Source organism: Bacillus sp. PK3-067 (genome assembly GCF_056738645.1).
In genome coordinates this window covers 3,996,886-4,018,306 of record NZ_CP096490.1, presented here as the reverse complement: position 1 = coordinate 4,018,306, position 21,421 = coordinate 3,996,886, and the positions used below count along the sequence as shown (strand labels likewise).

Sequence of the window (21,421 nt, the reverse complement as noted above, 5' to 3'; positions counted from 1 at the left end):
ATTTTCTGAATGAAAGCATTCGGGTAAATTAAGGATGAAAAGCTTATTGAAATAAGGTGTATGGAAGCTAAGGAAAGAGGGAGAAAGTTGCAAATTGATGATTTTCAAATGATGGTTGTGTTAGCTCAGGAATCAAATATGAGAAAAGCGGCGGAACGTTTATTTGTTTCCCAACCTGCGCTGAGTCAACGATTACAATCTATGGAGAAACAATGGGGAATGAAGTTTTTTATTCGCTCACAAAAAGGATTGACAATTACACCTGAAGGGGAAAAAGTTGCAAATTATGCCAAAGAAATGTTGCAAAGGGAAGAAGATATAAAAAGTGAGCTGGCTGTTTTCAGAACGGAAACTCATGGAACGTTAAAAATAGCTGTTGCATCAGTTATTGGTCAATATTGGCTCCCTCCTGTTTTGAAAAAGTTTGTGCATAAATATCCTTCTGTAAAGATATCGCTGTTTACTGGATGGAGTAGTGAAGTGCAAAAGCAGTTTTATGAAGGAGACGTGCATGTTGCTATACTGAGGGGAACACAAGAATATAAAGGTCAGAAGCAACAATTATTTGAAGATGAACTGTATTTAGTTGATAAAGAAATAAAAGATATTTCGATGTTAAAAGAAACAAATAGACCGTTCATTCAATTTAAAAGTGACTCGACTTATTATGGACAAATACAAAATTGGTGGTATGGTTTATTTTCTAATCCGCCTAAGCGAACGATTGTAGTTGACCAAATTGAAACATGTAAACAACTTGTTTTAAATGGTATAGGTTATGCCCTTTTACCTTCTACTGTTTTAAAGGAAGTACAGGAAAATATGTATAAAACACCTGTTCAACTGACGAGAGAAACATGGTTGTTAACAAGTGACTCGGCAAGGCAGTTGAAGCAAGTACAAGCATTTTTAGAAATTATAGAAGAAATTCAAAGGGGAAAATAAGATTATTATCTTGCTACTCGCTCTTTCGTTTGGTAGAGTAACATTATAAATGGATTTAGGAGGCAACAAGAATGAAAATGATGGACGCTAACGAAATTATTTCGTTTATTCAAAAAAGTGAAAAGAAAACTCCTGTAAAGGTATACATAAAAGGGGATTTAAAAGAAGTAACATTCCCTGAAACAGTACAAGCATTTGTGAATAAAAAATCAGGTGTATTATTCGGAGAATGGTCTGAAATTAAGACAATTCTTGATGAGAATAATAAGCACATCGTTGACTACGTTGTAGAAAACGATCGTCGTAATTCTGCAATCCCAATGCTTGATTTAAAAGGTATTAAAGCTCGCATCGAGCCAGGTGCTATTATTCGTGACCATGTTGAAATTGGTGACAACGCTGTAATTATGATGAATGCAACAATTAACATTGGTGCTGTAATTGGTGAAGGTTCTATGATCGACATGAACGCAGTACTTGGTGGACGTGCAACAGTCGGTAAAAACTGTCACGTAGGTGCAGGTGCTGTACTTGCAGGTGTTATTGAGCCACCTTCTGCAAAACCAGTTATCGTTGAAGATGATGTAGTAATCGGTGCAAATGTAGTTGTTTTAGAGGGTGTTACAGTAGGTAAAGGTGCAGTTGTAGCAGCGGGAGCTGTTGTAACAGAAGATGTGCCTCCATACACAGTTGTTGCAGGTACTCCAGCACGTGTAATTAAAGAAATTGATGAGAAGACAAAAGCAAAAACAGAAATTAAACAAGAGCTTCGTCAATTAAACCCAGAGAAATAAAAAGTAAAAAAAGCGTAAGAGCGTAAATGGGCTCTTACGCTTTTTATAGATAGAGGTGCAAAAATGACAGTAAGCAAATTTGTCCAAATTCGTAGAGATCTACATAGAATTCCAGAAATCGGATTTAAGGAATGGAAAACACAACAGTATATTTTAGATTATATAGGAACACTTTCTCATGAATTTGTGGAAGTGAAGACATGGAAAACGGGTGTAATCGTTAAAGTAAATGGAAAAAATCCCGAAAAAATAATAGGTTATCGTGCAGATATAGACGGTTTACCAATTACAGAGGAAACTGGATACGAGTTTGCTTCTATTCATGAAGGAATGATGCATGCATGTGGCCATGATGTACATACAACAATCGGTTTAGGCCTTCTAACGAAAGCTGTGAGCGAAAGAATAGATGATGACCTTGTATTTCTATTCCAGCCAGCAGAAGAAGGACCAGGCGGTGCTCTTCCTATGTTAGAAAGTGAAGAGTTAAAAGAATGGAAACCAAATATAATTCTTGGTCTTCATATTGCACCAGAATACGCTGTGGGGACAATTGCAACGAAAGAAGGACTGTTATTTGCCAATACTTCAGAATTATATATTGATTTAAAAGGGAAAGGTGGCCATGCTGCCTATCCACATACTGCAAATGACATGATTGTTGCAGCGAGTCATCTTGTTACACAGCTTCAATCCGTTATTAGTCGCAATGTAAATCCTCTTGATAGTGCAGTAATTACAATCGGGAAAATTACTGGTGGTACGGTTCAAAATATTATTGCAGAAAAATCTCGTTTAGAAGGAACGATTCGAACATTATCAGTGGAATCAATGAAGCGTGTGAAAAGCAGAATTGAGTCAATTGTTGCAGGTATCGAAGCTTCTTTCCAGTGTGAGGCGATTATAGATTACGGAGCAATGTATCATCAAGTATATAACCATGAAGAGTTAACGAGAGAGTTTATGGAATTTGTACATAAACAAACTGATATGAATGTTATTACATGTACTGAGGCAATGACGGGTGAAGATTTTGGTTATATGCTTCGAGAAATCCCTGGATTTATGTTTTGGCTTGGAGTAAATTCAGAATATGGTTTACATCATGCAAAATTAAAACCAGACGAAGAAGTGATTGAAAAGGCAATTACATTTTTAAGCCAATATGTAAAGTGGAAAGGGAATAGAAAATAAAACTTCCACTTTCTTGAAGGTTCCAAAAAACTTTTTGTTCTGAGGTGTAAGTAACGCTCGTATAGATTGATTTTAGACATTGACATACAAATGGAAGAATTAAAGTTAATTGTACTGTTTTAATAATGAGCAGGGGGGTTAGCCACTGCTCATTATTAATTATTTGACTAACTTATATATGTTTACTTTTAGTATGAAAAGTGTGTAAAATCAATGTGAAACATAGAAAAAAGGGTGGGGAATTACGTGCAAATTAGCAGTGCGATTTTATGTTTCGTCTTATATGCGTACGTTATTATTGCGGCGGTTTATTTTGGGATAAGTTTTTATGCCTATCGTCTAGTAGATAATAATGAATATGACGAAACATACAAATGGGTGAAGAGATATTTATCACCTGTACTAGAAATTATGAATGGGTTTGTGCTCTTTTTATTTATTGGATTAATTGCTTTTTCAACGAGTTTAGTAGGGAATAAAACTACGTTATTTGTATTGGGTATCATTATTTTTATGTTGTTAGGAATAAGGATTGGTAATACGGTCTTTTGGAATGAAAGAAAAGTAGATGGTTGGACGGGAATGTTAATTCCGTGCATGTTAGCTGCAATCGTGACAAATATAGAGCATGAATATTATCAATTACATTTTTGGCTTATTATCGTTTTAACAATTCTTTCTGTTTTGTATATAAGCACAGTAGTACTAACATATATTGCACATGAAAAAGGAGATGTTAAAGGCACTCGTTTCTTTAGAGGACGGGCATTATTTTGGAGTGTGCCGACGATGGTAGTTATCGCGCTTATTGCGATATTAGTAAATGGATATCAATTTTCTAATTGGCAACTATTTTTAGAAAATTGGTGGATCTTTATCTTTTCGTTTATTGCTTTTTTAGGTGCAACGCATTATTTATTCCATCAAGATCATTACATATGGGCGTTGTTATTTGCATTCACACAGCTTCTATTTGCCTTTTTTGGTCAAGAAACATTATTATTCGTTTTTGAAACATTTAGTTCTTTTGGAAATATATTTGTATTTGCTATGCTACTTGTTGGTATCGCTTTTTACTTGCAACAATATTTTTATATACAAAAACAAAAATAAGAGCTAATTACAGTTTTTGTGACGCATATAAAGTGTGTTACACTGAAAATAAATAGTACTTGAAGTTATTGGAGGAATTCCCGTGGGTGAGAAAGAAAAAGAATTTGCTGTCATTGGACTTGGTCGCTTTGGTGGAAGTATTTGCCGAGAATTAGCTCAATTAGGAATGGAAGTAATGGCAATCGATTCAGATGAGGATAAAATTAATGAATTTGCAAATATAGCTTCGCATGCTGTAATTGCAGATTCAACAGATGAGATGGTATTAAAAAGCCTTGGTATTCGAAATTTTGATCACGTAGTCGTTGCTATTGGAGATAATTTAAATTCAAGTATTTTAACGACTTTGATTTTGAAAGAGTTGGGTGTAAAAAATATTACTGTAAAAGCTCAAAATGATTATCATGAAAAAGTGTTAAGTAAAATAGGTGCAGATCATATTGTGCATCCAGAACGTGATATGGGAAAAAGGATTGCTAATAATATTGCATCAAGCAATGTGCTAGACTACCTTGAGCTTTCAGATGAGCATAGTATTGTAGAGATTATTGCGAATAAAAAAATTGATGGGCACTCTTTAATTGAATTAGATATTCGTGCGAAGTTTGGATTGAATATTGTAGCAATTAAACGAGGCAAAGAAGTTATCGTATCCCCTCGAGCTACGGAGAATATTCAAGCAGGAGATATATTAATTGTCATTGGTCATGACGATGAAGTGGATCGATTTAAACACTTTTTAAGATAAGAGAAAAGAAAAGGACAATGCCTTCATGGCATTGTCCTTTTTCTTATATTTCCATAATGATTGGTAAAATCATTGGACGGCGTTTCGTTTTCTCATATAGGAATGGAGCTAATGTGTCTGTAATTTCATTTTTAATTTCAGACCATTGTGTTGTTTTACGCTCCATTACTTTTTCTAAATGAGTTGTAATTAATGTTTGTGCATCATTGATTAAATCGCTACTTTCACGCATGTAAACGAAACCGCGTGAGATGATATCAGGTCCTGCTGCAACTTTAAATTCTTTCATATCAATGCTTACAACTACAATTACAAGTCCTTCTTCAGAAAGGATACGACGATCGCGTAATACGATATTGCCAATATCTCCAATACCGTTTCCATCAATGTAGACCGAACCAGATGGGATTTTTCCAGCTACGCTAGCTTCATCCGAACGTAAAGCAAGAACATCGCCATTATCCATAATGAAGCAATTTTCTTCAGGGATGCCACAATCATTTGCTATGTTCATGTGCATACGCTGCATACGATATTCACCATGAATTGGCATGAAGTACTTCGGTTTAATTAGACGTAACATTAACTTTTGTTCTTCTTGTCCACCGTGTCCACTTGTATGGATATTTGAAAGTTTCCCATGAATTACATCAGCGCCAGCGCGGTACAACATGTTAATTGTACGACTTACGCTAATTGTATTTCCTGGAATTGGTGAAGAAGAGAAAACAACTGTATCTCCAGGAATAATTTGAATTTGGCGGTGTGTACCGTTTGCAATACGTGAAAGTGCTGCCATCGGTTCACCTTGACTACCTGTACATAAAATAACAACTTTATTAGCTGGTAAGCGGTTTAGTTGAGATGCATCTATGAATGTATCTTTCGGGCAACGAATATAACCAAGGTTTTGTCCAATTTCAATCGCTGCTTCCATACTTCGACCAAACACAGCTACTTTACGGTTGTTTTCAACAGCAGCTTCAACAACTTGTTGTAAGCGGTGAATATTTGATGCAAAGGTTGCGAATATAATCCGTCCTTCTACTTTACGGAAAATGTCTTGAATGCTATCACCAACGCGACGCTCAGACATAGTAAAGTTTGGAACTTCACTGTTCGTACTATCAGATAATAGACATAGTACGCCATCTTTACCGATTTCAGCCATTTTTGTTAAATCAGCTGGTTCACCAACTGGTGTGAAGTCAAATTTGAAGTCACCTGTATGAACGACTTGACCTTGAGGTGTTTTCACAACAACGCCGTACGAATCTGGAATACTGTGAGTTGTACGGAAGAAGGATACAGACGTTTTTTTGAATTTAATAACGTCATCTTCTTGAATCTCGTAAAGTTTTGCTTTACGAAGTAAGCCGTGTTCTTCTAGTTTGTTTTTGATGAGTGCAATTGCTAATTTTCCGCCGTAAATTGGAATGTTCACTTGACGTAATAGGTAAGGGATTCCGCCGATATGATCTTCGTGACCATGTGTAATGAATAACCCTTTAATTTTATCTTCGTTTCGCACAAAATAAGTGTAGTCTGGTATTACATAATCGATTCCGAGAAGTTCGTCCTCTGGAAATTTAATTCCAGCATCAATTATAATAATTTCATCTTGAAATTGAACAGCGTATGTATTTTTACCGATTTCACCAAGCCCACCGAGAGCAAATACAGCAACTTGGTCGTTTTTTAGAAATTTCATATCGCTATACGATTTCCGCTAATGTTAAATCAGCGTTTTCTTTTTCATATTCAAGATGAGCGCCAGTAACAGACTGAACAAACTCGATATTATATGCGAACTTATTTAATTTTGTACGAACATCCTTTTCAGACGTAGCCTCTAAATATAAAACTTTTGTATTTTCACGTACTGGAACCTCAGTTAATTTTTCTTGATAAAATACTTTAAAAATCATTTGGAAAACCTCTCCTTGTCTATGTTTTGCATTATCTGTTACTTATTATAAAGCAAACAGTCACGATTTTCATGTTTTTTCGAATGAGAATGAAGAAAAAGCCCGAAATGGGCACAATTTAAGCGACTGTCTTTTTACGGACTAGACCATTTAAATAACGCTTGAGCTTTTTCTTCAGCTTCTTCAGCATGATTACTCCTTCCTTTCCTTATTTTAAACATGCCTATTACTAGTGAAAACTCTATCTCTGATATAAGAGATAGGACAAAAGTGAATGGTGAATCTTGTCCTTTCCCATACAGTGAAAGTTATTCTATAGTAACGATTAGTAGCCGTTAGTTATAGGTATAGTATGAGGAAGAATGGAAAAGAAAATTCATACGAACAAGTATCCACATGTTTTACTAATATATATATGCAAAGTTTACAAATAAGGTCAGAAAGGGAACGCTTTCTTCACAGATGTTTAATATGTTATACTTTTTTTTAGAATTTGAAAAGTGATATTCAAAATAGGAATATAGAGTGCCAGAAAGGATTTTGACAAATGAATGATAAAATTGTCTTTTTTGATATTGATGGAACATTATTAGATCATGATAAAAAAATTCCGCAATCTACACGAGATGCAGTAAAACAGTTACAAGAAAAAGGTGTACATGTAGCAATTGCGACAGGGCGCGCGCCATTTATGTTCGAAGATATTCGTAAGGAACTTGATATACATAATTATGTTAGTTTTAATGGACAATATGTTGTCTTTGAAGATGAGGTAATATTTAATAATCCGTTACATCCAGATGCTTTACATAAGTTTACTCAGTTTGCAAAACAAGAAGGATATCCACTTGTATATCTTGACCATCAAGATATGAGAGCATCAGTGGAATATCATGATTATGTGAAAGAAGGCTTTGGAAGCTTAAACTTTGAGCATCCAGCATATGAGCCTAATTTTTATGAGGAACGTAATATTTATCAAACACTACTTTTTTGTGAAGTAAATGAAGAGGAAAAGTTTATTAATCATTATCCAGATTTTCATTTTATTCGTTGGCATGCATATTCAATGGATATCATTCCGAATGGTGGTTCTAAGGCAAAAGGAATTGAGAAATACATTGAAAAGTTAGGTTTTAATCGTGATCAAGTGTATGCATTTGGAGATGGCTTAAATGATTTAGAAATGATCGAAGCCGTTGGCACAGGTATTGTGATGGGAAATGGCCATGAAGACTTGAAAAAACTTGCAAATCATGTGACAAAGGATGTTAATGAAGACGGTATATATCATGGACTAAAGTGGGCTGGATTGCTATAACTGAATATGGAACCCATTTCATAATAAAAAGGCGGAAGATTAACTTCCGCCTTTTTATTATTATCGCTCTAGAGGTTTGGAATCATCAGGAGCGGCAAAAGGATTTTCTTTATTGATATGGTCATAGAACATAACGCCATTTAAATGGTCAATCTCGTGCTGAAATACGATTGCTGGTAAACCTTTTAAACGTAATTTTACTTCTTCTCCGTTAATAGAAGTTGCTTTTACTGTAATTCTTGTATAACGAGGAACATAACCAGGTACTTCGCGGTCTACAGATAGACAGCCTTCACCACCCTGTAAATATGTACGTTCAACAGAATGGCTAATGATTTTTGGATTGAATAATGCATGGCTATATAATGTACCATCCGCATCGGTTACATGAACTGCAATCATTTTTTTTGAAACACCGATTTGCGGAGCCGCTAATCCGATTCCAGGGCGTAAACTATATTTTTCAGCCATTTCAGGATCTTGGCTATTTATTACGAATTCAATCATTTCTTTTAAGGTAGTTGTATCTTCTTCGCTTGCCGGTAAGGACACCTCTTCTGCAACGTTGCGCAAAATAGGATCTCCTTCGCGAATAACATCTTTCATTGTAAGCATATGTAATCTCTCCTTTCCTCTTTAGTCTACCAAAGGAGATGGAAAAAGTCATCGGCAAGAAAGGGAAGGCATTTTGGAAATCGTTCTATTATAGAGTAGTTATGTATGTGGTAAACAGAAAAAGACGGCAAAGCCGTCTTTTTCTTTCCATAGTTGTTTCGTTTTACAATTAGCGAATGCAAGCAGCACCAACGATAATTAAAAGAATAAACAACACAACGATTAAGGCGAAGCCGCGTCCAGACCCGCCACAAGAACCGCCATAACCGTAGGAAGGATATGAACAAGTTGGATAGCAATATGAGTATCCGTACATGAGATGACCTCCTTTATCATTTCCCGCTAATACTGCGGTTACTATAATGTATGGAAGAGAGGGTAGAAATGTATAGGTATTTACCTAAAAAAGGAAGAGTAGTTTGTATATTTTTGTTACGAAGAGAGAAAAACTAAAGAGAATTAAATCGTTTACATATTATTCTAAGAGAAAAAATAAGTGAAAAAGGGAATAATATAACAGTAGGTCAATGCTTACTAATACAGATGTAAAAAATAAAAACACGTTTGTGTAGTAGAAACCTGCATATTATTTATAAAAAAACGTATTCAAAGTAATTGACATCGTAATTAGAATAGTTGTAAACTAAAAAACGTGATCAAGATTGTATTAATATGTTTCTGAAAAAACATTAGTACAGATTGTTAGGTACACAAAATTATTCTCAACCGACATACAAACATGTTGGTTTACATCGTTGCGCTTTTTAAACTGGAAAATAGCCAGTGAAAGCGTTTCAGAATATGGTTCAAGAGAGGAAGAGGTGAACGGAATGGGTACTAAAACAAAAAAGACCCTATTTAATGTTGATGAGCAAATGAAAGCTATCGCAGCTCAATTTGAAACATTACAAATTTTAAATGAAAACGGTGAAGTTGTGAATGAAGCAGCTATGCCTGAATTATCTGATGATCAATTAAAAGAATTAATGCGTCGTATGGTGTATACTCGCGTATTAGATCAACGTTCTATTTCTTTAAACCGTCAAGGACGTTTAGGTTTCTACGCACCTACAGCTGGACAAGAAGCTTCTCAATTAGCAAGTCATTTCGCACTTGAAGCAGAAGACTTCATCTTACCAGGATACCGTGATGTACCACAATTAGTATGGCACGGATTACCATTATACCAAGCATTCTTATTCTCTCGTGGACACTTCATGGGTAACCAAATGCCTGAGAATGTAAATGCATTAGCTCCACAGATCATTATCGGTGCGCAAATCATCCAAACTGCTGGTGTTGCGTTAGGTATGAAACTACGTGGTAAAAAATCTGTTGCAATTACTTACACTGGTGACGGTGGTGCTTCACAAGGTGACTTCTACGAAGGTATGAACTTTGCAGGTGCATTCAAAGCTCCAGCAATCTTCGTTGTTCAAAACAACCGTTATGCAATCTCTACTCCAGTAGAAAAGCAATCTGCAGCTAAAACTGTAGCACAAAAAGCAGTAGCAGCAGGTATTTACGGAATTCAAGTAGACGGTATGGATCCATTAGCTGTATACGCAGCAACTGCTTTCGCTCGTGAGCGCGCAGTAAATGGCGAAGGCCCTACTTTAATCGAGACTTTAACATTCCGTTACGGTCCACATACAATGGCTGGTGATGACCCAACTCGTTACCGTACAAAAGATATCGAAAACGAATGGGAACAAAAAGACCCAATCGTACGCTTCCGTAAGTTCTTAGAAGCTAAAGGCCTATGGTCTCAAGAAGTTGAAGAGACAGTAATCGAAGAAGCAAAAGAAGATATCAAACAAGCAATTGCTAAGGCTGACCAAGCTCCAAAACAAAAAGTAACTGATTTAATGGAAATCATGTACGAAAAAATGCCTTACAACTTAGCTGAACAATATGAAATCTACAAAGAAAAGGAGTCGAAGTAAGCCATGGCTCAAATGACAATGATTCAAGCAATCACTGATGCTTTACGCGTTGAAATGAAAAATGACCCTAACGTACTTGTATTTGGTGAAGACGTTGGTGTAAACGGCGGTGTATTCCGTGCTACTGAAGGTTTACAAGCTGAATTTGGTGAAGATCGTGTAATGGATACTCCACTTGCAGAGTCTGGTATTGGTGGACTTGCAGTTGGTCTTGCACTTGAAGGATTCCGTCCAGTTCCAGAAATCCAATTCTTCGGTTTCGTTTATGAAGTAATGGATTCAATTTCTGGTCAATTAGCTCGTATGCGTTACCGTTCTGGTGGACGTTGGACTGCTCCAGTAACAGTTCGTTCTCCATTCGGTGGTGGTGTTCATACTCCTGAACTTCATGCTGATAGCTTAGAAGGATTAGTGGCTCAACAACCTGGTCTAAAAGTTGTTATTCCATCTACTCCATACGATGCTAAAGGTCTTTTAATCTCTGCGATTCGTGACAACGATCCAGTTATCTACTTAGAGCATATGAAATTGTACCGTTCATTCCGTCAAGAGGTACCAGAAGGTGATTACACAATTGATTTAGGTAAAGCTGATATCAAACGTGAAGGTACAGATGTATCTGTTATCGCTTACGGTGCTATGGTTCACGCTGCATTAAAAGCTGCTGAAGAACTTGAAAAAGAAGGTATCTCTTTAGAGGTTGTTGACTTACGTACAGTTCAACCATTAGATATCGAAACAATCATCGCTTCTGTTGAAAAAACAGGTCGCGTAGTTGTAGTTCAAGAAGCTCAAAAACAAGCTGGTATTGCAGCTAACGTTGTAGCGGAAATTAACGACCGTGCAATCTTAAACTTAGAAGCTCCAGTTGTACGTGTTGCAGCTGCTGATACAGTATTCCCATTCTCTCAAGCAGAGAGCGTATGGTTACCAAACCACAAAGATATTGTTGAAGCTGTAAACAAAGTAATGAACTTCTAATTTTTAGCTTTTCATGTGCAAAAGAAATCAGCACATGCTGGTTTCTTTTGTACATATTCCATAATAATGAAATGAATCAGGGGGCTGAATTCCGTGGCATTTGAATTTAAACTACCAGATATCGGTGAAGGTATCCACGAAGGTGAAATCGTAAAATGGTTTATTAAACCAGGCGATGAAGTAAACGAAGACGATGTACTTCTTGAAGTACAAAATGATAAAGCAGTAGTAGAAATCCCTTCTCCTGTTAAAGGTAAAGTACTTGAAGTACTTGTAGAAGAAGGAACAGTTGCAATCGTAGGAGATACATTAATTAAATTTGATGCTCCTGGATACGAAAACCTTAAATTTAAAGGTGACGATCATGATGAAGCTCCAAAAGCTGAAGAAGCAGCAGTAGAAGCTCCAGCAGCGGAAGCTACTCCAGCAGCAACTGCAGAAGTAGTAAATGAGCGCGTAATCGCTATGCCATCTGTTCGTAAATACGCTCGTGAAAAAGGTGTAGACATTCATAAAGTAGCTGGTACTGGTAAGAATGGCCGTATCGTAAAAGCTGACATCGATGCATTTGCAAATGGTGGACAAACTGTAGCAGCAACTGAGGCTCCAGCAGCAGTAGAAGCTACTCCAGCAGCAGCGAAAGAAGAAGCACCAAAAGCACAACCAATCCCAGCTGGTGAATATCCAGAAACTCGTGAGAAAATGAGTGGTATCCGTAAAGCGATTGCGAAAGCAATGGTTAACTCTAAACACACAGCTCCTCACGTAACATTAATGGACGAAGTAGATGTAACAGAACTTGTTGCTCACCGTAAGAAGTTCAAAGCAGTAGCAGCTGACAAAGGTATTAAATTAACTTACCTTCCGTACGTTGTTAAAGCTTTAACATCTGCATTACGTGAATACCCAATGTTAAACACTTCTTTAGACGATGCATCTCAAGAAGTAGTTCATAAACATTACTTCAATATCGGTATCGCAGCTGATACAGACAAAGGTCTATTAGTACCAGTTGTTAAAGATACAGATCGTAAGTCTATCTTCACAATCTCTAACGAGATCAATGATCTTGCTGGTAAAGCACGTGAAGGTCGTCTAGCTCCAGCTGAAATGAAAGGTGCTTCTTGCACAATTACAAACATTGGTTCTGCAGGTGGACAATGGTTCACTCCAGTTATCAACCACCCAGAAGTAGCAATCCTTGGTATCGGCCGTATCGCTGAAAAACCAGTTGTGAAAAACGGTGAGATCGTTGCAGCTCCAGTATTAGCATTATCTCTAAGCTTTGACCATCGTTTAATTGACGGTGCAACTGCTCAAAAAGCGTTAAACCAAATTAAACGTCTATTGAATGACCCACAATTATTAGTAATGGAGGCGTAATAACAATGGTAGTAGGAGATTTCCCAATTGAATTAGATACAGTCGTTGTTGGTGCAGGTCCTGGTGGATACGTTGCGGCAATTCGTGCAGCACAATTAGGTCAAAAGGTAGCAATCATTGAAAAAGCTAACCTTGGTGGCGTATGCTTAAACGTTGGATGTATTCCTTCAAAAGCGTTAATCAATGCAGGTCATCGTTATGAGAATGCAATGCATTCTGATGACATGGGTATTACTGCAGAAAACGTAAAAGTTGACTTTACAAAAGTTCAAGAATGGAAAAACGGCGTAGTTAAGAAATTAACTGGCGGTGTTGAAGGCCTTCTTAAAGGTAACAAAGTTGAAATCATTCGCGGTGAAGCTTACTTCGTAGATGCTAATACATTACGCGTTATGACTGAAGATGCAGCTCAAACTTATACGTTTAAAAATGCTGTTCTTGCAACTGGTTCTACACCAATCGAAATTCCAGGATTCAAATACTCTAAACGTGTTATCAACTCTACAGGTGCTTTAAGCTTACCTGAAATTCCTAAAAAACTTGTTGTAATCGGCGGCGGTTACATCGGTATGGAATTAGGTACTGCATATGCTAACTTCGGTACAGAAGTTACTGTAGTAGAAGCTGGCGATGAAATCTTAGCTGGTTTCGAAAAAGCTATGAGCTCTGTTGTTAAACGTGCTCTACAGAAAAAAGGTAACGTAAATATCCATACAAAAGCTATGGCTAAAGGCGTTGAAGAAACAGAAACTGGCGTAAAAGTTAGCTTTGAAGTTAAAGGTGAAATCCAAACTGTAGAAGCAGATTACGTATTAGTAACTGTAGGTCGTCGTCCAAACACTCAAGAAATCGGTCTTGAGCAGGTTGGAGTTAAAATGACTGACCGCGGCATCATCGAAATCGATGAGCAATGTCGTACAAATGTACCAAACATCTATGCAATCGGTGATATCGTTCCTGGACCACCATTAGCTCACAAAGCTTCTTACGAAGGTAAAGTAGCTGTAGAAGCAATTAGTGGCCATGCATCAGCTATCGATTACATCGGAATTCCTGCAGTATGCTTCACTGATCCAGAATTAGCATCTGTTGGTTACACTAAAAAACAAGCTGAAGAAGCTGGAATGACTGTAACTGTATCTAAGTTCCCATTCGCTGCTAACGGTCGTGCATTATCATTAAACAGCACTGACGGTTTCTTACAACTTGTAACACGTAAAGAAGATGGTCTTCTTGTAGGTGCTCAAGTTGCAGGTGCAGGTGCTTCTGATATTATCTCTGAGATTGGTTTAGCTATCGAAGCTGGAATGACAGCTGAAGATATCGCTCAAACAATCCATGCTCACCCAACATTAGGTGAAATCACAATGGAAGCAGCTGAAGTTGCTCTTGGAATGCCAATTCACATTGTAAAATAATTTAAGTAATGTAAATAGCCCTTCTCTTATTGTAAGAGAGGGGCTATTTTTATTTTCATCAAATGACTTGCAAGGTCTTTAAACGTACTTGTCGAATGAATATATAATACTTTAACAAATGATTCCGGCTTAACTTACTTCAAAGGTAATATATATCATCCTATAATATGTAATTGATTCAAACGTACCCCCATATATTAATAAAATAGAGCATGTCAAAGGAGAAGGTTCCATGAAAATATTACATGTTATATTTTATCATTTACTACTATGGAGTGGCTTTTCCACTGTATTAACATTATCGAATGGTGATAAGTTTCATTATAAAGTTATTCTTTTTTTCGTATTTCTATATTTAGCCTATGTAATAGCATATTTTGTATTGCACGTAAGAAAGCAAGCTTTATTTCTTACATGTTCGAATTGTATATTATTTTTAATCATATTATCTATTTTTTAAATTAGCGTTTATAAAAATACATTGTTCGTCCATTAAATAATTGTAACTCTCCTTCTAATTTCTTCGCTAAAAAACGGCAAAATTCATTTGCTTTCCCTTTGTCACCAAATGTTGCATTAGGTGGTAAAGAAACTTGGATGAAAGATTGTTCATTTTCTATACCAACACCAATATAAATTGAGTCATACCGGTCGTGATTGGATTGAAGTTTTAATGTTGTTGTAGATGTATCTAAAATTTCATAAGGAAAAGCGGTATTTGTATACGTGTAATTAATTTGGGCACCAGTTTTAGAAGTAACTGTTTTATAATAATGAAAAAGTTGTTTTATATCATCTATTGAAACTGATTGTTGGTTGGATTTCGGTACAAGCGTAATAAAGGCGTGTTGCATATAAGTTCCCCCTAACTTAGTAGAATACTATTATTCTACATCCTACTGAATTTTTTGACAATTAAAAGGAGTATTACATGTTTTGTTTAATATACTATTAATGAAACGTGATGTAGAAAGGTGGAAACCAATGTTTGAAAAATTGTATGATGAGCATGAAAGTGTGAAGGTACGATTTTTAGGGTTTATGACACATGATACACGTTATGATTTTGGTGTTATTTATACAAATATGTTTTTTGGAAAGCCGCTCATTGTTTGTATGCAAACAGGAAGGTCTACTTTACTCGGACGAGATGATGTAGAGAATGTTCAATATATACAGGAGATTTTTAAATTAGGATCAGAAGAGGAAGCAAAGGAGTTAGCTCAGTTTTTCAAATTTCTAGTTCCGTCAACTTCTTTACATGCGGAATATGAAGAATAATTAATGTGAAACAGTCGTACTTATAAATATGGCTGTTTTTTATTTGAATATCGCATACTAATTTAAATTTAAAATATTTAATGTGTTATACTAAAAACCTATTGACGTAAAAAGTATAACATATTAAAATAAAGACAGAAAGTTAAGCGGTTACAAAAAGTTTTTGGGATTATAAACTTAGGGGGAAATGAAAAATGGGAACAATCGTATGTCAAGATTGTGAAGGTACAATTGCACACTTCGAAGATGAGAAAGTAACGGTACTTTACGGGAAATGTGGATCTTGCGGATGTGATCACACAGAGCATACAAAAGCCCAATAATTGATAGGAAATGGACAGCTAAAAGTTTTTAGGACCATAAACTTAGGGGGAAATGAAAAATGGGAACAATCGTATGCCAAGTATGTGAAGGAACAATCGGACATTTTGAAGATGAGAAAACGACGGTACTTTACGGAAAATGCGGAACAAATTGTGACTGTGCTAGAAAAGATAATGCGAAAGCTTAATGATAAATAAATAGATTACTATTGAAACTCAGGGGGAAATGAAAATGGGAACAATCGTATGCCAAGTGTGTGAAGGAACAATTGGACATTTTGAAGATGAAAAATCAACAGTACTATACGGGAAATGTGGATTTCATTGCGAATGTGACCATAAAGAACATACAAAAGCTTAATAATAAGAAAAAGCGCCTACATGTGTAGGCGCTTTTTTAATAAATTGTAGTTGTATGACCAACTGTTGCAACGATTGCATCATCCCTAATCGGAATAAAGCTTATGGAGGTCTGTGGTGTACTAGAAGAAGCGTATTGGCTCATTATACGACTATCGATACGGGTAATAGTATCGGTCAAGAAAGCTGAAATAAAAGCGTAAGGGACTCGTCGTTCATTTAATGAATAAATAATTTCTTCTTTTGTTTTTACACCTACGCCATGCCCGTAAAAAAAGAAATTTCCTAAATAGATTGTATTTTCTCCTTGCCATTCAATCGTAGCTGGATTTACTTGTGGGTTTTTAAAGTAAACGAGGTCACCTGGAACAAGATCGCCACCGTTTTTTGTTATGAGCCTTAGATCTTGGTCGTAGTCCCATGTATAAAGTAAAAGGTTTGCAAATAGACGATTGAAAGTTTCTTCCTCATACAATGATAGTAAAGCTTTATAAAAAATAATGATCATAGCGGTTGCGCATTCAGTTCCATATAGTTTTCCGTTTTTGAAAATATCCTGTATGGCAATAGAAGGTGGTATGTTTGGAAGAAGCTCGAATCCTCCAAGAGACGTTCTTTTCCAATACTGGGGGTTGCAAAAGGATTGCTGAAATGTACGAAACTGAAATCCACTTTGAAAAAGCTCTAGTGCAGAGATAATAATATTAACTCGTAAATTGAGATCAAAGCTGAGTTCATCAGCTGTTCGGAAGGAATAAACTTCTTGATTTCCTGCCATTATTGATAAAATTTGTTGTTTCTCTGCTGCAAATGGCTCGTATTCATTTGTAATATAAGGATGTACAATAGAACGGCCTATTACAATCATAATAGTATCCCCACCTATACGTTACATTCTTAAGTATCGTATGAAGAAAAGGAAAAAAGGTGAAAAAAAAGCCTATCAACTGATAGGCTTGTACTCTTTAATAACACGTAATGTTTGTAATGTCATATCTTCAGGACCTTGTACAGGTAAACCTGCTTCTAAGTTTTTACGAATATACTCTAAGTTTTCTTGTGTAATAATTTCCCCCGGAGTAAAGATTGGAATCCCTGGCGGATAAACCATAACAAAATCAGCTATAATACGCCCCGCTGCATTTTCAAATGGAATGACTTCTGTTTCCGAATAAAAAGCATCTCGAGGAGAAAGTGCTAGCACTGGAATTTCTGGAATCTCTACTTGTACTTGAACACCTTTATCTGCCCTATTTCTAAATGTTGCTGCTAAATCTTGTAATGCTGCAATAAGTGTATTTGTATCACTTTCTGTATCTCCCAAAGTGATAAGACATAGTATGTTGTATAGATCTGAGAGTTCTACTTCAATGTTATATTGCTCTCTAAGCCATACTTCAGCTTGGTGGCCGGTAATACCTAAATCTTTTACAGATACAATTATCTTTGTAGGATCATAGTTAAAGGTAGCATCTGTACCTAACATTTCTTTTCCAGGACAGTAAAGATGCTCAATAGAATTTATAGCATCACGAACATGCTCAGCTAATTGTATTGTTTGTTCTATGAGTGCTGTTCCTTCTGTAGCAAGACGTTTTCTCGCAACATCAAGGGATGCTAACAAGATGTAAGAAGTTGATGTGGTTGTAAGCATGCTAATAATAGATTGGACATGCTTTACATTCACTAAGCCTTCTTTCACATTAAGAATAGAACTTTGAGTTAAAGAGCCTCCTAATTTGTGAACACTTGTTGCTGCCATATCCGCACCAGCTTGCATCGCTGACATAGGTAATTCATCGTGAAAATGAATATGAACACCATGAGCTTCGTCGACTAGTACAGGGATGTCATAAGAATGTGCTAATTGTACAATCTGTTCTAAGTCTGCAGCAAACCCAAAGTACGTTGGGTTAATAACAAGTAAGCCCTTTGCATCTGAGTGCTCTTCAAGTGCTTTTTTGACAGATTGAATTGTGATTCCATGAGAAATACCGAGCTTCGGATCGATTTCAGGATGCATGAAAATCGGTTTTGCACCTGAGAAAATAATAGCTGACATTACTGATTTATGCACGTTTCGTGGTACTAGGATTTTGTCACCAGGACCGCAAACGCTCATCACCATTGTCATAATAGCGCCACTTGTACCTTGAATAGAAAAGAAAGTATGATCTGCACCGAATGCGGCTGCTGCTAAATCTTGTGCTTCTTTAATCATACCTTTTGGATGATGTAAATCATCGAGTGGCGCAATATTAATTAAATCAATTGCTAATGCATTATGCCCAATAAATTCGCGAAATGTAGGATCCATGCCCTGTCCTTTTTTATGACCAGGAATATGGAATTGAATTGGATTTCGCTTACTGTGCTCAACTAAAGCGGTAAACAATGGTGTTTCGTATTGGGACAATCTATACACCCCTTCTTCTTCATAATATTTAGTGTAATTTGTTTTATATAATCCTGCTCTAAAAAAGTGTAGCCCTTTTTAGAATAAGGCTTGTTTTTCTGCCATTCAAAAAATCGTTTTTGAGATGGTAGCTTCACTTTATTTTCTATAAAACAAAAGCATTATATCACCAATAATTATAGATGTATAGAAAAAAATCTTTTTAAGGTGAGTATGTTTAATAGTTAGCCTCAACTAATGAATAGAGGAAGACAATTCCATTAAAATGAATAAATAGTGTATAATGCAGAGTGGCTATAATGAAGAATAAAATATTCTCTTTAAGATAGCATAATGAAACAAGAAGAAATGATAAATGAGGTGCAAAATGGAATATCAATATCCGTTAGATTATGATTGGTCAAATGAGGAAATGGTTACAATGGTGAAGTTTTATGAAGCGATTGAGAAAGCTTATGAAAAAGGAATTATAAGAGAAGAGTTAATGGGTTTATATCGTCGTTTTAAAGAGATTGTTCCATCGAAAGCAGAAGAAAAGAAAATTGATAAAGAATTTCAAGAGGTAAGTGGATACTCTATATATCGTGCTATTCAAAGGGCAAAAGAAGTCGAAGAACAAAAGCTTGTAAAAATGTAAAAAATATTTTGAAAAATAAAAACTGAAGTGATATAATGTGATAACAACTAAAAACGGACAATATAAATTGTCCGTTTTCTACTATCGATTACAAAGTGCATATAAAGGAAGGAGTGATTGCATCGTAGATTCAATCTTAGCAAGGAATTGTTCGTTGGTCATTGCTGAAAACTCCTCTGGTGATATATGAATACCAACTAATAATTCTGCTTTTTTTACAGTAGCTAATCGTTCAATCATCTTTTGTAAGTCTTCGGTTTCAAGTGTTTTATGTAATTTCACACTTGGTTTAGTATGGTCAATGGACCAAACGAAGTCATTTGGAATATTTGTTTTTAAATCATTTAAATGTTCTAAGAAGGCATGAGCCGTCTCAACTTTTTGTGGACACTCATAGATTAAACCAAAGTATATGAAGGCATGAGTACCCCATAAGCCGATTTGGAAATGCGGTAGCATTTTATATCCTCGTTTATTTGTTGAAAAAGCAACCCAAGTATCGTTTGGTGGATTGACTTTGCGGCGTGCGTGTTTTGCAACATGATAAAAAAAGTTCTCATCAGTTTGTTTGGATAAGTATTCTGCAAATTGTTCCCCTAAAGCTTCTAGCTTAGGATGAATGTTCGTTTTAATTGCACTCATTCGTTCTTCGAGACCATCAACTGTAAAGACATCAAAATCAGTTGATTTGAATGTTTGTATTGTCATGATTGTTCCTCCAACTCCTATTTTGCTTTTATTTTAGCATAGCTTGTACTATTCATAAAAAAAACAGCACAAAAAAATTTAAATAAAAAAATATAATTTTGTTGCATAGATGATTTATCCAACATAGTATAGTATAAAACAAAAAATCAGAAAATTGAATTAATTCTAGTCCGAGGGCAGACGAATATTGGGAGGAGGCAAATAATATGAGACAGGTGATTAATGCGTTAAAGAGAACAGATGCTGAAAAGAGAATACCGGTGCTACGTTTGGAGCTAGATTATGAATTAGCAACTTTATATGATGCGATGATGGAAGATGATAACCAGAAAAAAGAAGAGTGTGTACAAAAGTTAGAAGTGTTAAGACTTGAAATGATTCGTTTAGAAGCGTAATAATAGTATATGTATAAAAAATTAGTTGGTGCGAACCTTATAAAGGGTTCGTTTTTTCTGTGAACAGTATAGATCGGAGTGTTTAAACATGCAAGAAGTATGGAAAGACATCGATGCACACGCCAAACGGTGGATTCGGGATGCAGGAGAGCATTTAATGGCATCAATGAAAAAAGCACTTATTATAGAAACAAAATCAAATGCAGCTGACTTAGTTACAAATATGGACCGAGAGATAGAACAGTTTTTAATTGGGAAAATTAAAGAAACATTCCCGAATCATAATATTTTAGGAGAAGAGGGTTATGGAGACGAGATAACGTCTTCTGACGGGGTTGTTTGGTTAATTGATCCAATTGACGGCACGATGAACTTTGTTCATCAAAAAAGAAATTTTGCGATTTCAATTGGGATTTATGAGAACGGTATCGGAAAGATTGGACTTATATATGATCCAGTGCATGATGAACTATATCATGCAGTCAAGGGATCTGGAGCTTTTTGTAATGGTATATCAATTCCTCCATTGGAAAAAGGAACTGTAGAGCAAGGTATTGTAGCTTTAAATGCGATATGGCTTACAGATAATCCATTGCTTAATATGGAAAGTATGATGGCACTTGTTAAGAAAGCAAGGGGCACAAGGTCATATGGCTGTGCAGCATTAGAGATGGTATACGTTGCAACAGGAAGAATAGATGCATATGTAACGCCGAGATTATCACCATGGGATTTTGGCGGAGGGCAGATAATTGTAGAAGAAGTTGGAGGTAAGGTGACGACATTCTCTGGAGCGCCACTTTCTATCATAGAGAAGAGCAGTGTGTTAGTTGCAAAACCAGGAGTGTATGAAGAAGTGTTATCGTTTATATGAGAGCAACAAAAAAAGTAAGAGGCTGTGTATAAGCTTCTTAC

26 protein-coding genes are annotated in these 21,421 nt (G+C 36.0%); 18 read left to right on the top strand and 8 right to left on the bottom strand.

Annotated features, from left to right (window positions below):
• Positions 1–60: 60 nt before the first annotated feature.
• The 5 genes from M1D73_RS20515 (at position 61) to M1D73_RS20495 (ending at position 4,794) form a co-directional block, all read left to right on the top strand.
• The gene (locus M1D73_RS20515; RefSeq protein ID WP_002026259.1) at positions 61–945 is read left to right on the top strand and encodes a LysR family transcriptional regulator; all 885 of its coding nucleotides are present in this window, start codon (positions 61–63) and stop codon (positions 943–945) included.
• A 71-nt stretch (positions 946–1,016) separates the two neighbouring features.
• The gene (dapD, locus tag M1D73_RS20510; RefSeq protein WP_000783241.1) at positions 1,017–1,739 is read left to right on the top strand and encodes a 2,3,4,5-tetrahydropyridine-2,6-dicarboxylate N-acetyltransferase; all 723 of its coding nucleotides are present in this window, start codon (positions 1,017–1,019) and stop codon (positions 1,737–1,739) included.
• Between the two features lie 63 nt (positions 1,740–1,802).
• Positions 1,803–2,933, top strand: coding sequence for an N-acetyldiaminopimelate deacetylase (locus M1D73_RS20505; RefSeq protein WP_000218672.1), 1,131 nt, complete (start codon positions 1,803–1,805; stop codon positions 2,931–2,933).
• 246 nt (positions 2,934–3,179) lie between these two features.
• Complete coding sequence (locus tag M1D73_RS20500) at positions 3,180–4,046, top strand: cytochrome C oxidase assembly protein (protein WP_121868062.1); 867 nt, start codon at positions 3,180–3,182, stop codon at positions 4,044–4,046.
• A gap of 82 nt (positions 4,047–4,128) precedes the next feature.
• Positions 4,129–4,794 carry a potassium channel family protein gene (locus tag M1D73_RS20495; protein ID WP_000504032.1) on the top strand — a complete coding sequence of 222 codons (666 nt, stop codon included), beginning with the start codon at positions 4,129–4,131 and terminating at the stop codon, positions 4,792–4,794.
• Between the two features lie 43 nt (positions 4,795–4,837).
• Here the strand turns inward: M1D73_RS20495 and rnjA are convergent, their stop codons facing one another.
• Both rnjA and M1D73_RS20485 read right to left on the bottom strand, forming a co-directional pair.
• Positions 4,838–6,505: a ribonuclease J1 gene (gene rnjA, locus M1D73_RS20490; protein ID WP_000670377.1), complete on the bottom strand. Its 1,668-nt coding sequence runs from the start codon at positions 6,503–6,505 to the stop codon at positions 4,838–4,840.
• 4 nt (positions 6,506–6,509) lie between these two features.
• A complete protein-coding gene (locus M1D73_RS20485; protein WP_000576435.1) occupies positions 6,510–6,722 on the bottom strand; it encodes a DNA-dependent RNA polymerase subunit epsilon in 213 nt (70 codons plus the stop codon).
• A gap of 547 nt (positions 6,723–7,269) precedes the next feature.
• Between M1D73_RS20485 and M1D73_RS20480 the strand changes: the two genes are divergently transcribed.
• Positions 7,270–8,043, top strand: coding sequence for a Cof-type HAD-IIB family hydrolase (locus M1D73_RS20480; protein ID WP_000998268.1), 774 nt, complete (start codon positions 7,270–7,272; stop codon positions 8,041–8,043).
• Positions 8,044–8,103: 60 nt separating this feature from the next.
• Here M1D73_RS20480 and def read toward each other — a convergent pair whose 3' ends face one another.
• Positions 8,104–8,658 (bottom strand): peptide deformylase, encoded by a 555-nt coding sequence (gene def / locus M1D73_RS20475; protein WP_000957048.1) that lies wholly within the window; start codon positions 8,656–8,658, stop codon positions 8,104–8,106.
• A gap of 169 nt (positions 8,659–8,827) precedes the next feature.
• On the bottom strand, positions 8,828–8,974 hold the full coding sequence (locus M1D73_RS20470) for a YjcZ family sporulation protein (protein ID WP_000274562.1): 147 nt from the start codon (positions 8,972–8,974) through the stop codon (positions 8,828–8,830).
• A gap of 514 nt (positions 8,975–9,488) precedes the next feature.
• Here M1D73_RS20470 and pdhA point away from each other — a divergent pair.
• The 5 genes from pdhA to M1D73_RS20445 all read left to right on the top strand — a co-directional run bounded on the left by pdhA (position 9,489) and on the right by M1D73_RS20445 (position 14,846).
• Positions 9,489–10,604, top strand: a complete 1,116-nt coding sequence (gene pdhA, locus M1D73_RS20465; protein WP_000536895.1) for a pyruvate dehydrogenase E1 component subunit alpha — start codon at positions 9,489–9,491, stop codon at positions 10,602–10,604.
• Between the two features lie 3 nt (positions 10,605–10,607).
• Positions 10,608–11,585 (top strand): pyruvate dehydrogenase complex E1 component subunit beta, encoded by a 978-nt coding sequence (gene pdhB / locus M1D73_RS20460; RefSeq protein ID WP_000068168.1) that lies wholly within the window; start codon positions 10,608–10,610, stop codon positions 11,583–11,585.
• A 93-nt stretch (positions 11,586–11,678) separates the two neighbouring features.
• Positions 11,679–12,968 carry a pyruvate dehydrogenase complex dihydrolipoyllysine-residue acetyltransferase gene (gene pdhC / locus M1D73_RS20455; RefSeq protein ID WP_000863419.1) on the top strand — a complete coding sequence of 430 codons (1,290 nt, stop codon included), beginning with the start codon at positions 11,679–11,681 and terminating at the stop codon, positions 12,966–12,968.
• A 5-nt stretch (positions 12,969–12,973) separates the two neighbouring features.
• Positions 12,974–14,386 (top strand): dihydrolipoyl dehydrogenase, encoded by a 1,413-nt coding sequence (gene lpdA, locus M1D73_RS20450; RefSeq protein ID WP_000260104.1) that lies wholly within the window; start codon positions 12,974–12,976, stop codon positions 14,384–14,386.
• Positions 14,387–14,618: 232 nt separating this feature from the next.
• Positions 14,619–14,846 (top strand): hypothetical protein, encoded by a 228-nt coding sequence (locus M1D73_RS20445; protein WP_000697469.1) that lies wholly within the window; start codon positions 14,619–14,621, stop codon positions 14,844–14,846.
• Between the two features lies 1 nt (position 14,847).
• Here the strand turns inward: M1D73_RS20445 and M1D73_RS20440 are convergent, their stop codons facing one another.
• A complete protein-coding gene (locus tag M1D73_RS20440; protein WP_001163299.1) occupies positions 14,848–15,240 on the bottom strand; it encodes a DUF1885 family protein in 393 nt (130 codons plus the stop codon).
• A gap of 130 nt (positions 15,241–15,370) precedes the next feature.
• Here M1D73_RS20440 and M1D73_RS20435 point away from each other — a divergent pair, with 130 nt between their 5' ends.
• The 4 genes from M1D73_RS20435 to M1D73_RS20420 all read left to right on the top strand — a co-directional run bounded on the left by M1D73_RS20435 (position 15,371) and on the right by M1D73_RS20420 (position 16,351).
• Positions 15,371–15,667, top strand: coding sequence for a DUF3055 domain-containing protein (locus M1D73_RS20435; RefSeq protein ID WP_000462038.1), 297 nt, complete (start codon positions 15,371–15,373; stop codon positions 15,665–15,667).
• Positions 15,668–15,861: 194 nt separating this feature from the next.
• Positions 15,862–15,990: a GapA-binding peptide SR1P gene (locus M1D73_RS20430; protein WP_000536778.1), complete on the top strand. Its 129-nt coding sequence runs from the start codon at positions 15,862–15,864 to the stop codon at positions 15,988–15,990.
• A gap of 59 nt (positions 15,991–16,049) precedes the next feature.
• Positions 16,050–16,178: a GapA-binding peptide SR1P gene (locus M1D73_RS20425; RefSeq protein ID WP_000536803.1), complete on the top strand. Its 129-nt coding sequence runs from the start codon at positions 16,050–16,052 to the stop codon at positions 16,176–16,178.
• A gap of 44 nt (positions 16,179–16,222) precedes the next feature.
• Positions 16,223–16,351, top strand: coding sequence for a GapA-binding peptide SR1P (locus tag M1D73_RS20420; protein ID WP_064449204.1), 129 nt, complete (start codon positions 16,223–16,225; stop codon positions 16,349–16,351).
• Between the two features lie 36 nt (positions 16,352–16,387).
• Here the strand turns inward: M1D73_RS20420 and M1D73_RS20415 are convergent, their stop codons facing one another.
• On the bottom strand, positions 16,388–17,218 hold the full coding sequence (locus M1D73_RS20415) for a protein-glutamine gamma-glutamyltransferase (RefSeq protein ID WP_000635337.1): 831 nt from the start codon (positions 17,216–17,218) through the stop codon (positions 16,388–16,390).
• 75 nt (positions 17,219–17,293) lie between these two features.
• Complete coding sequence (gene speA / locus M1D73_RS20410; protein WP_000084899.1) at positions 17,294–18,766, bottom strand: arginine decarboxylase; 1,473 nt, start codon at positions 18,764–18,766, stop codon at positions 17,294–17,296.
• 367 nt (positions 18,767–19,133) lie between these two features.
• Here speA and M1D73_RS20405 point away from each other — a divergent pair, with 367 nt between their 5' ends.
• On the top strand, positions 19,134–19,403 hold the full coding sequence (locus M1D73_RS20405; protein ID WP_000456562.1) for a UPF0223 family protein: 270 nt from the start codon (positions 19,134–19,136) through the stop codon (positions 19,401–19,403).
• A gap of 81 nt (positions 19,404–19,484) precedes the next feature.
• Here the strand turns inward: M1D73_RS20405 and M1D73_RS20400 are convergent, their stop codons facing one another.
• Positions 19,485–20,111 carry a YktB family protein gene (locus M1D73_RS20400; protein ID WP_000155317.1) on the bottom strand — a complete coding sequence of 209 codons (627 nt, stop codon included), beginning with the start codon at positions 20,109–20,111 and terminating at the stop codon, positions 19,485–19,487.
• A gap of 206 nt (positions 20,112–20,317) precedes the next feature.
• Between M1D73_RS20400 and M1D73_RS20395 the strand changes: the two genes are divergently transcribed.
• Both M1D73_RS20395 and M1D73_RS20390 read left to right on the top strand, forming a co-directional pair.
• On the top strand, positions 20,318–20,506 hold the full coding sequence (locus tag M1D73_RS20395) for a hypothetical protein (protein ID WP_001250165.1): 189 nt from the start codon (positions 20,318–20,320) through the stop codon (positions 20,504–20,506).
• Between the two features lie 88 nt (positions 20,507–20,594).
• The gene (locus M1D73_RS20390; RefSeq protein ID WP_098212668.1) at positions 20,595–21,380 is read left to right on the top strand and encodes an inositol monophosphatase family protein; all 786 of its coding nucleotides are present in this window, start codon (positions 20,595–20,597) and stop codon (positions 21,378–21,380) included.
• The last annotated feature ends 41 nt before the right edge of the window (positions 21,381–21,421 follow it).

What these genes read in the sequence shown, in the direction of transcription:
- dapD (WP_000783241.1), top strand. Translation starts at nt 1,017, where the DNA reads ATGAAAATGATGGACGCTAACGAAATTATTTCGTTTATTCAAAAAAGT.
- M1D73_RS20505 (WP_000218672.1), top strand. Translation starts at nt 1,803, where the DNA reads ATGACAGTAAGCAAATTTGTCCAAATTCGTAGAGATCTACATAGAATT.
- M1D73_RS20445 (WP_000697469.1), top strand. Translation starts at nt 14,619, where the DNA reads ATGAAAATATTACATGTTATATTTTATCATTTACTACTATGGAGTGGC.
- lpdA (WP_000260104.1), top strand. Translation starts at nt 12,974, where the DNA reads ATGGTAGTAGGAGATTTCCCAATTGAATTAGATACAGTCGTTGTTGGT.
- M1D73_RS20480 (WP_000998268.1), top strand. Translation starts at nt 7,270, where the DNA reads ATGAATGATAAAATTGTCTTTTTTGATATTGATGGAACATTATTAGAT.
- M1D73_RS20430 (WP_000536778.1), top strand. Translation starts at nt 15,862, where the DNA reads ATGGGAACAATCGTATGTCAAGATTGTGAAGGTACAATTGCACACTTC.
- M1D73_RS20390 (WP_098212668.1), top strand. Translation starts at nt 20,595, where the DNA reads ATGCAAGAAGTATGGAAAGACATCGATGCACACGCCAAACGGTGGATT.
- M1D73_RS20425 (WP_000536803.1), top strand. Translation starts at nt 16,050, where the DNA reads ATGGGAACAATCGTATGCCAAGTATGTGAAGGAACAATCGGACATTTT.
- pdhB (WP_000068168.1), top strand. Translation starts at nt 10,608, where the DNA reads ATGGCTCAAATGACAATGATTCAAGCAATCACTGATGCTTTACGCGTT.
- M1D73_RS20420 (WP_064449204.1), top strand. Translation starts at nt 16,223, where the DNA reads ATGGGAACAATCGTATGCCAAGTGTGTGAAGGAACAATTGGACATTTT.
- def (WP_000957048.1), bottom strand. Translation starts at nt 8,658, where the DNA reads ATGCTTACAATGAAAGATGTTATTCGCGAAGGAGATCCTATTTTGCGC.
- M1D73_RS20470 (WP_000274562.1), bottom strand. Translation starts at nt 8,974, where the DNA reads ATGTACGGATACTCATATTGCTATCCAACTTGTTCATATCCTTCCTAC.
- M1D73_RS20400 (WP_000155317.1), bottom strand. Translation starts at nt 20,111, where the DNA reads ATGACAATACAAACATTCAAATCAACTGATTTTGATGTCTTTACAGTT.
- rnjA (WP_000670377.1), bottom strand. Translation starts at nt 6,505, where the DNA reads ATGAAATTTCTAAAAAACGACCAAGTTGCTGTATTTGCTCTCGGTGGG.
- M1D73_RS20485 (WP_000576435.1), bottom strand. Translation starts at nt 6,722, where the DNA reads ATGATTTTTAAAGTATTTTATCAAGAAAAATTAACTGAGGTTCCAGTA.
- M1D73_RS20395 (WP_001250165.1), top strand. Translation starts at nt 20,318, where the DNA reads ATGAGACAGGTGATTAATGCGTTAAAGAGAACAGATGCTGAAAAGAGA.
- M1D73_RS20415 (WP_000635337.1), bottom strand. Translation starts at nt 17,218, where the DNA reads ATGATTGTAATAGGCCGTTCTATTGTACATCCTTATATTACAAATGAA.
- pdhA (WP_000536895.1), top strand. Translation starts at nt 9,489, where the DNA reads ATGGGTACTAAAACAAAAAAGACCCTATTTAATGTTGATGAGCAAATG.
- M1D73_RS20515 (WP_002026259.1), top strand. Translation starts at nt 61, where the DNA reads ATGGAAGCTAAGGAAAGAGGGAGAAAGTTGCAAATTGATGATTTTCAA.
- M1D73_RS20440 (WP_001163299.1), bottom strand. Translation starts at nt 15,240, where the DNA reads ATGCAACACGCCTTTATTACGCTTGTACCGAAATCCAACCAACAATCA.
- M1D73_RS20405 (WP_000456562.1), top strand. Translation starts at nt 19,134, where the DNA reads ATGGAATATCAATATCCGTTAGATTATGATTGGTCAAATGAGGAAATG.
- M1D73_RS20435 (WP_000462038.1), top strand. Translation starts at nt 15,371, where the DNA reads ATGTTTGAAAAATTGTATGATGAGCATGAAAGTGTGAAGGTACGATTT.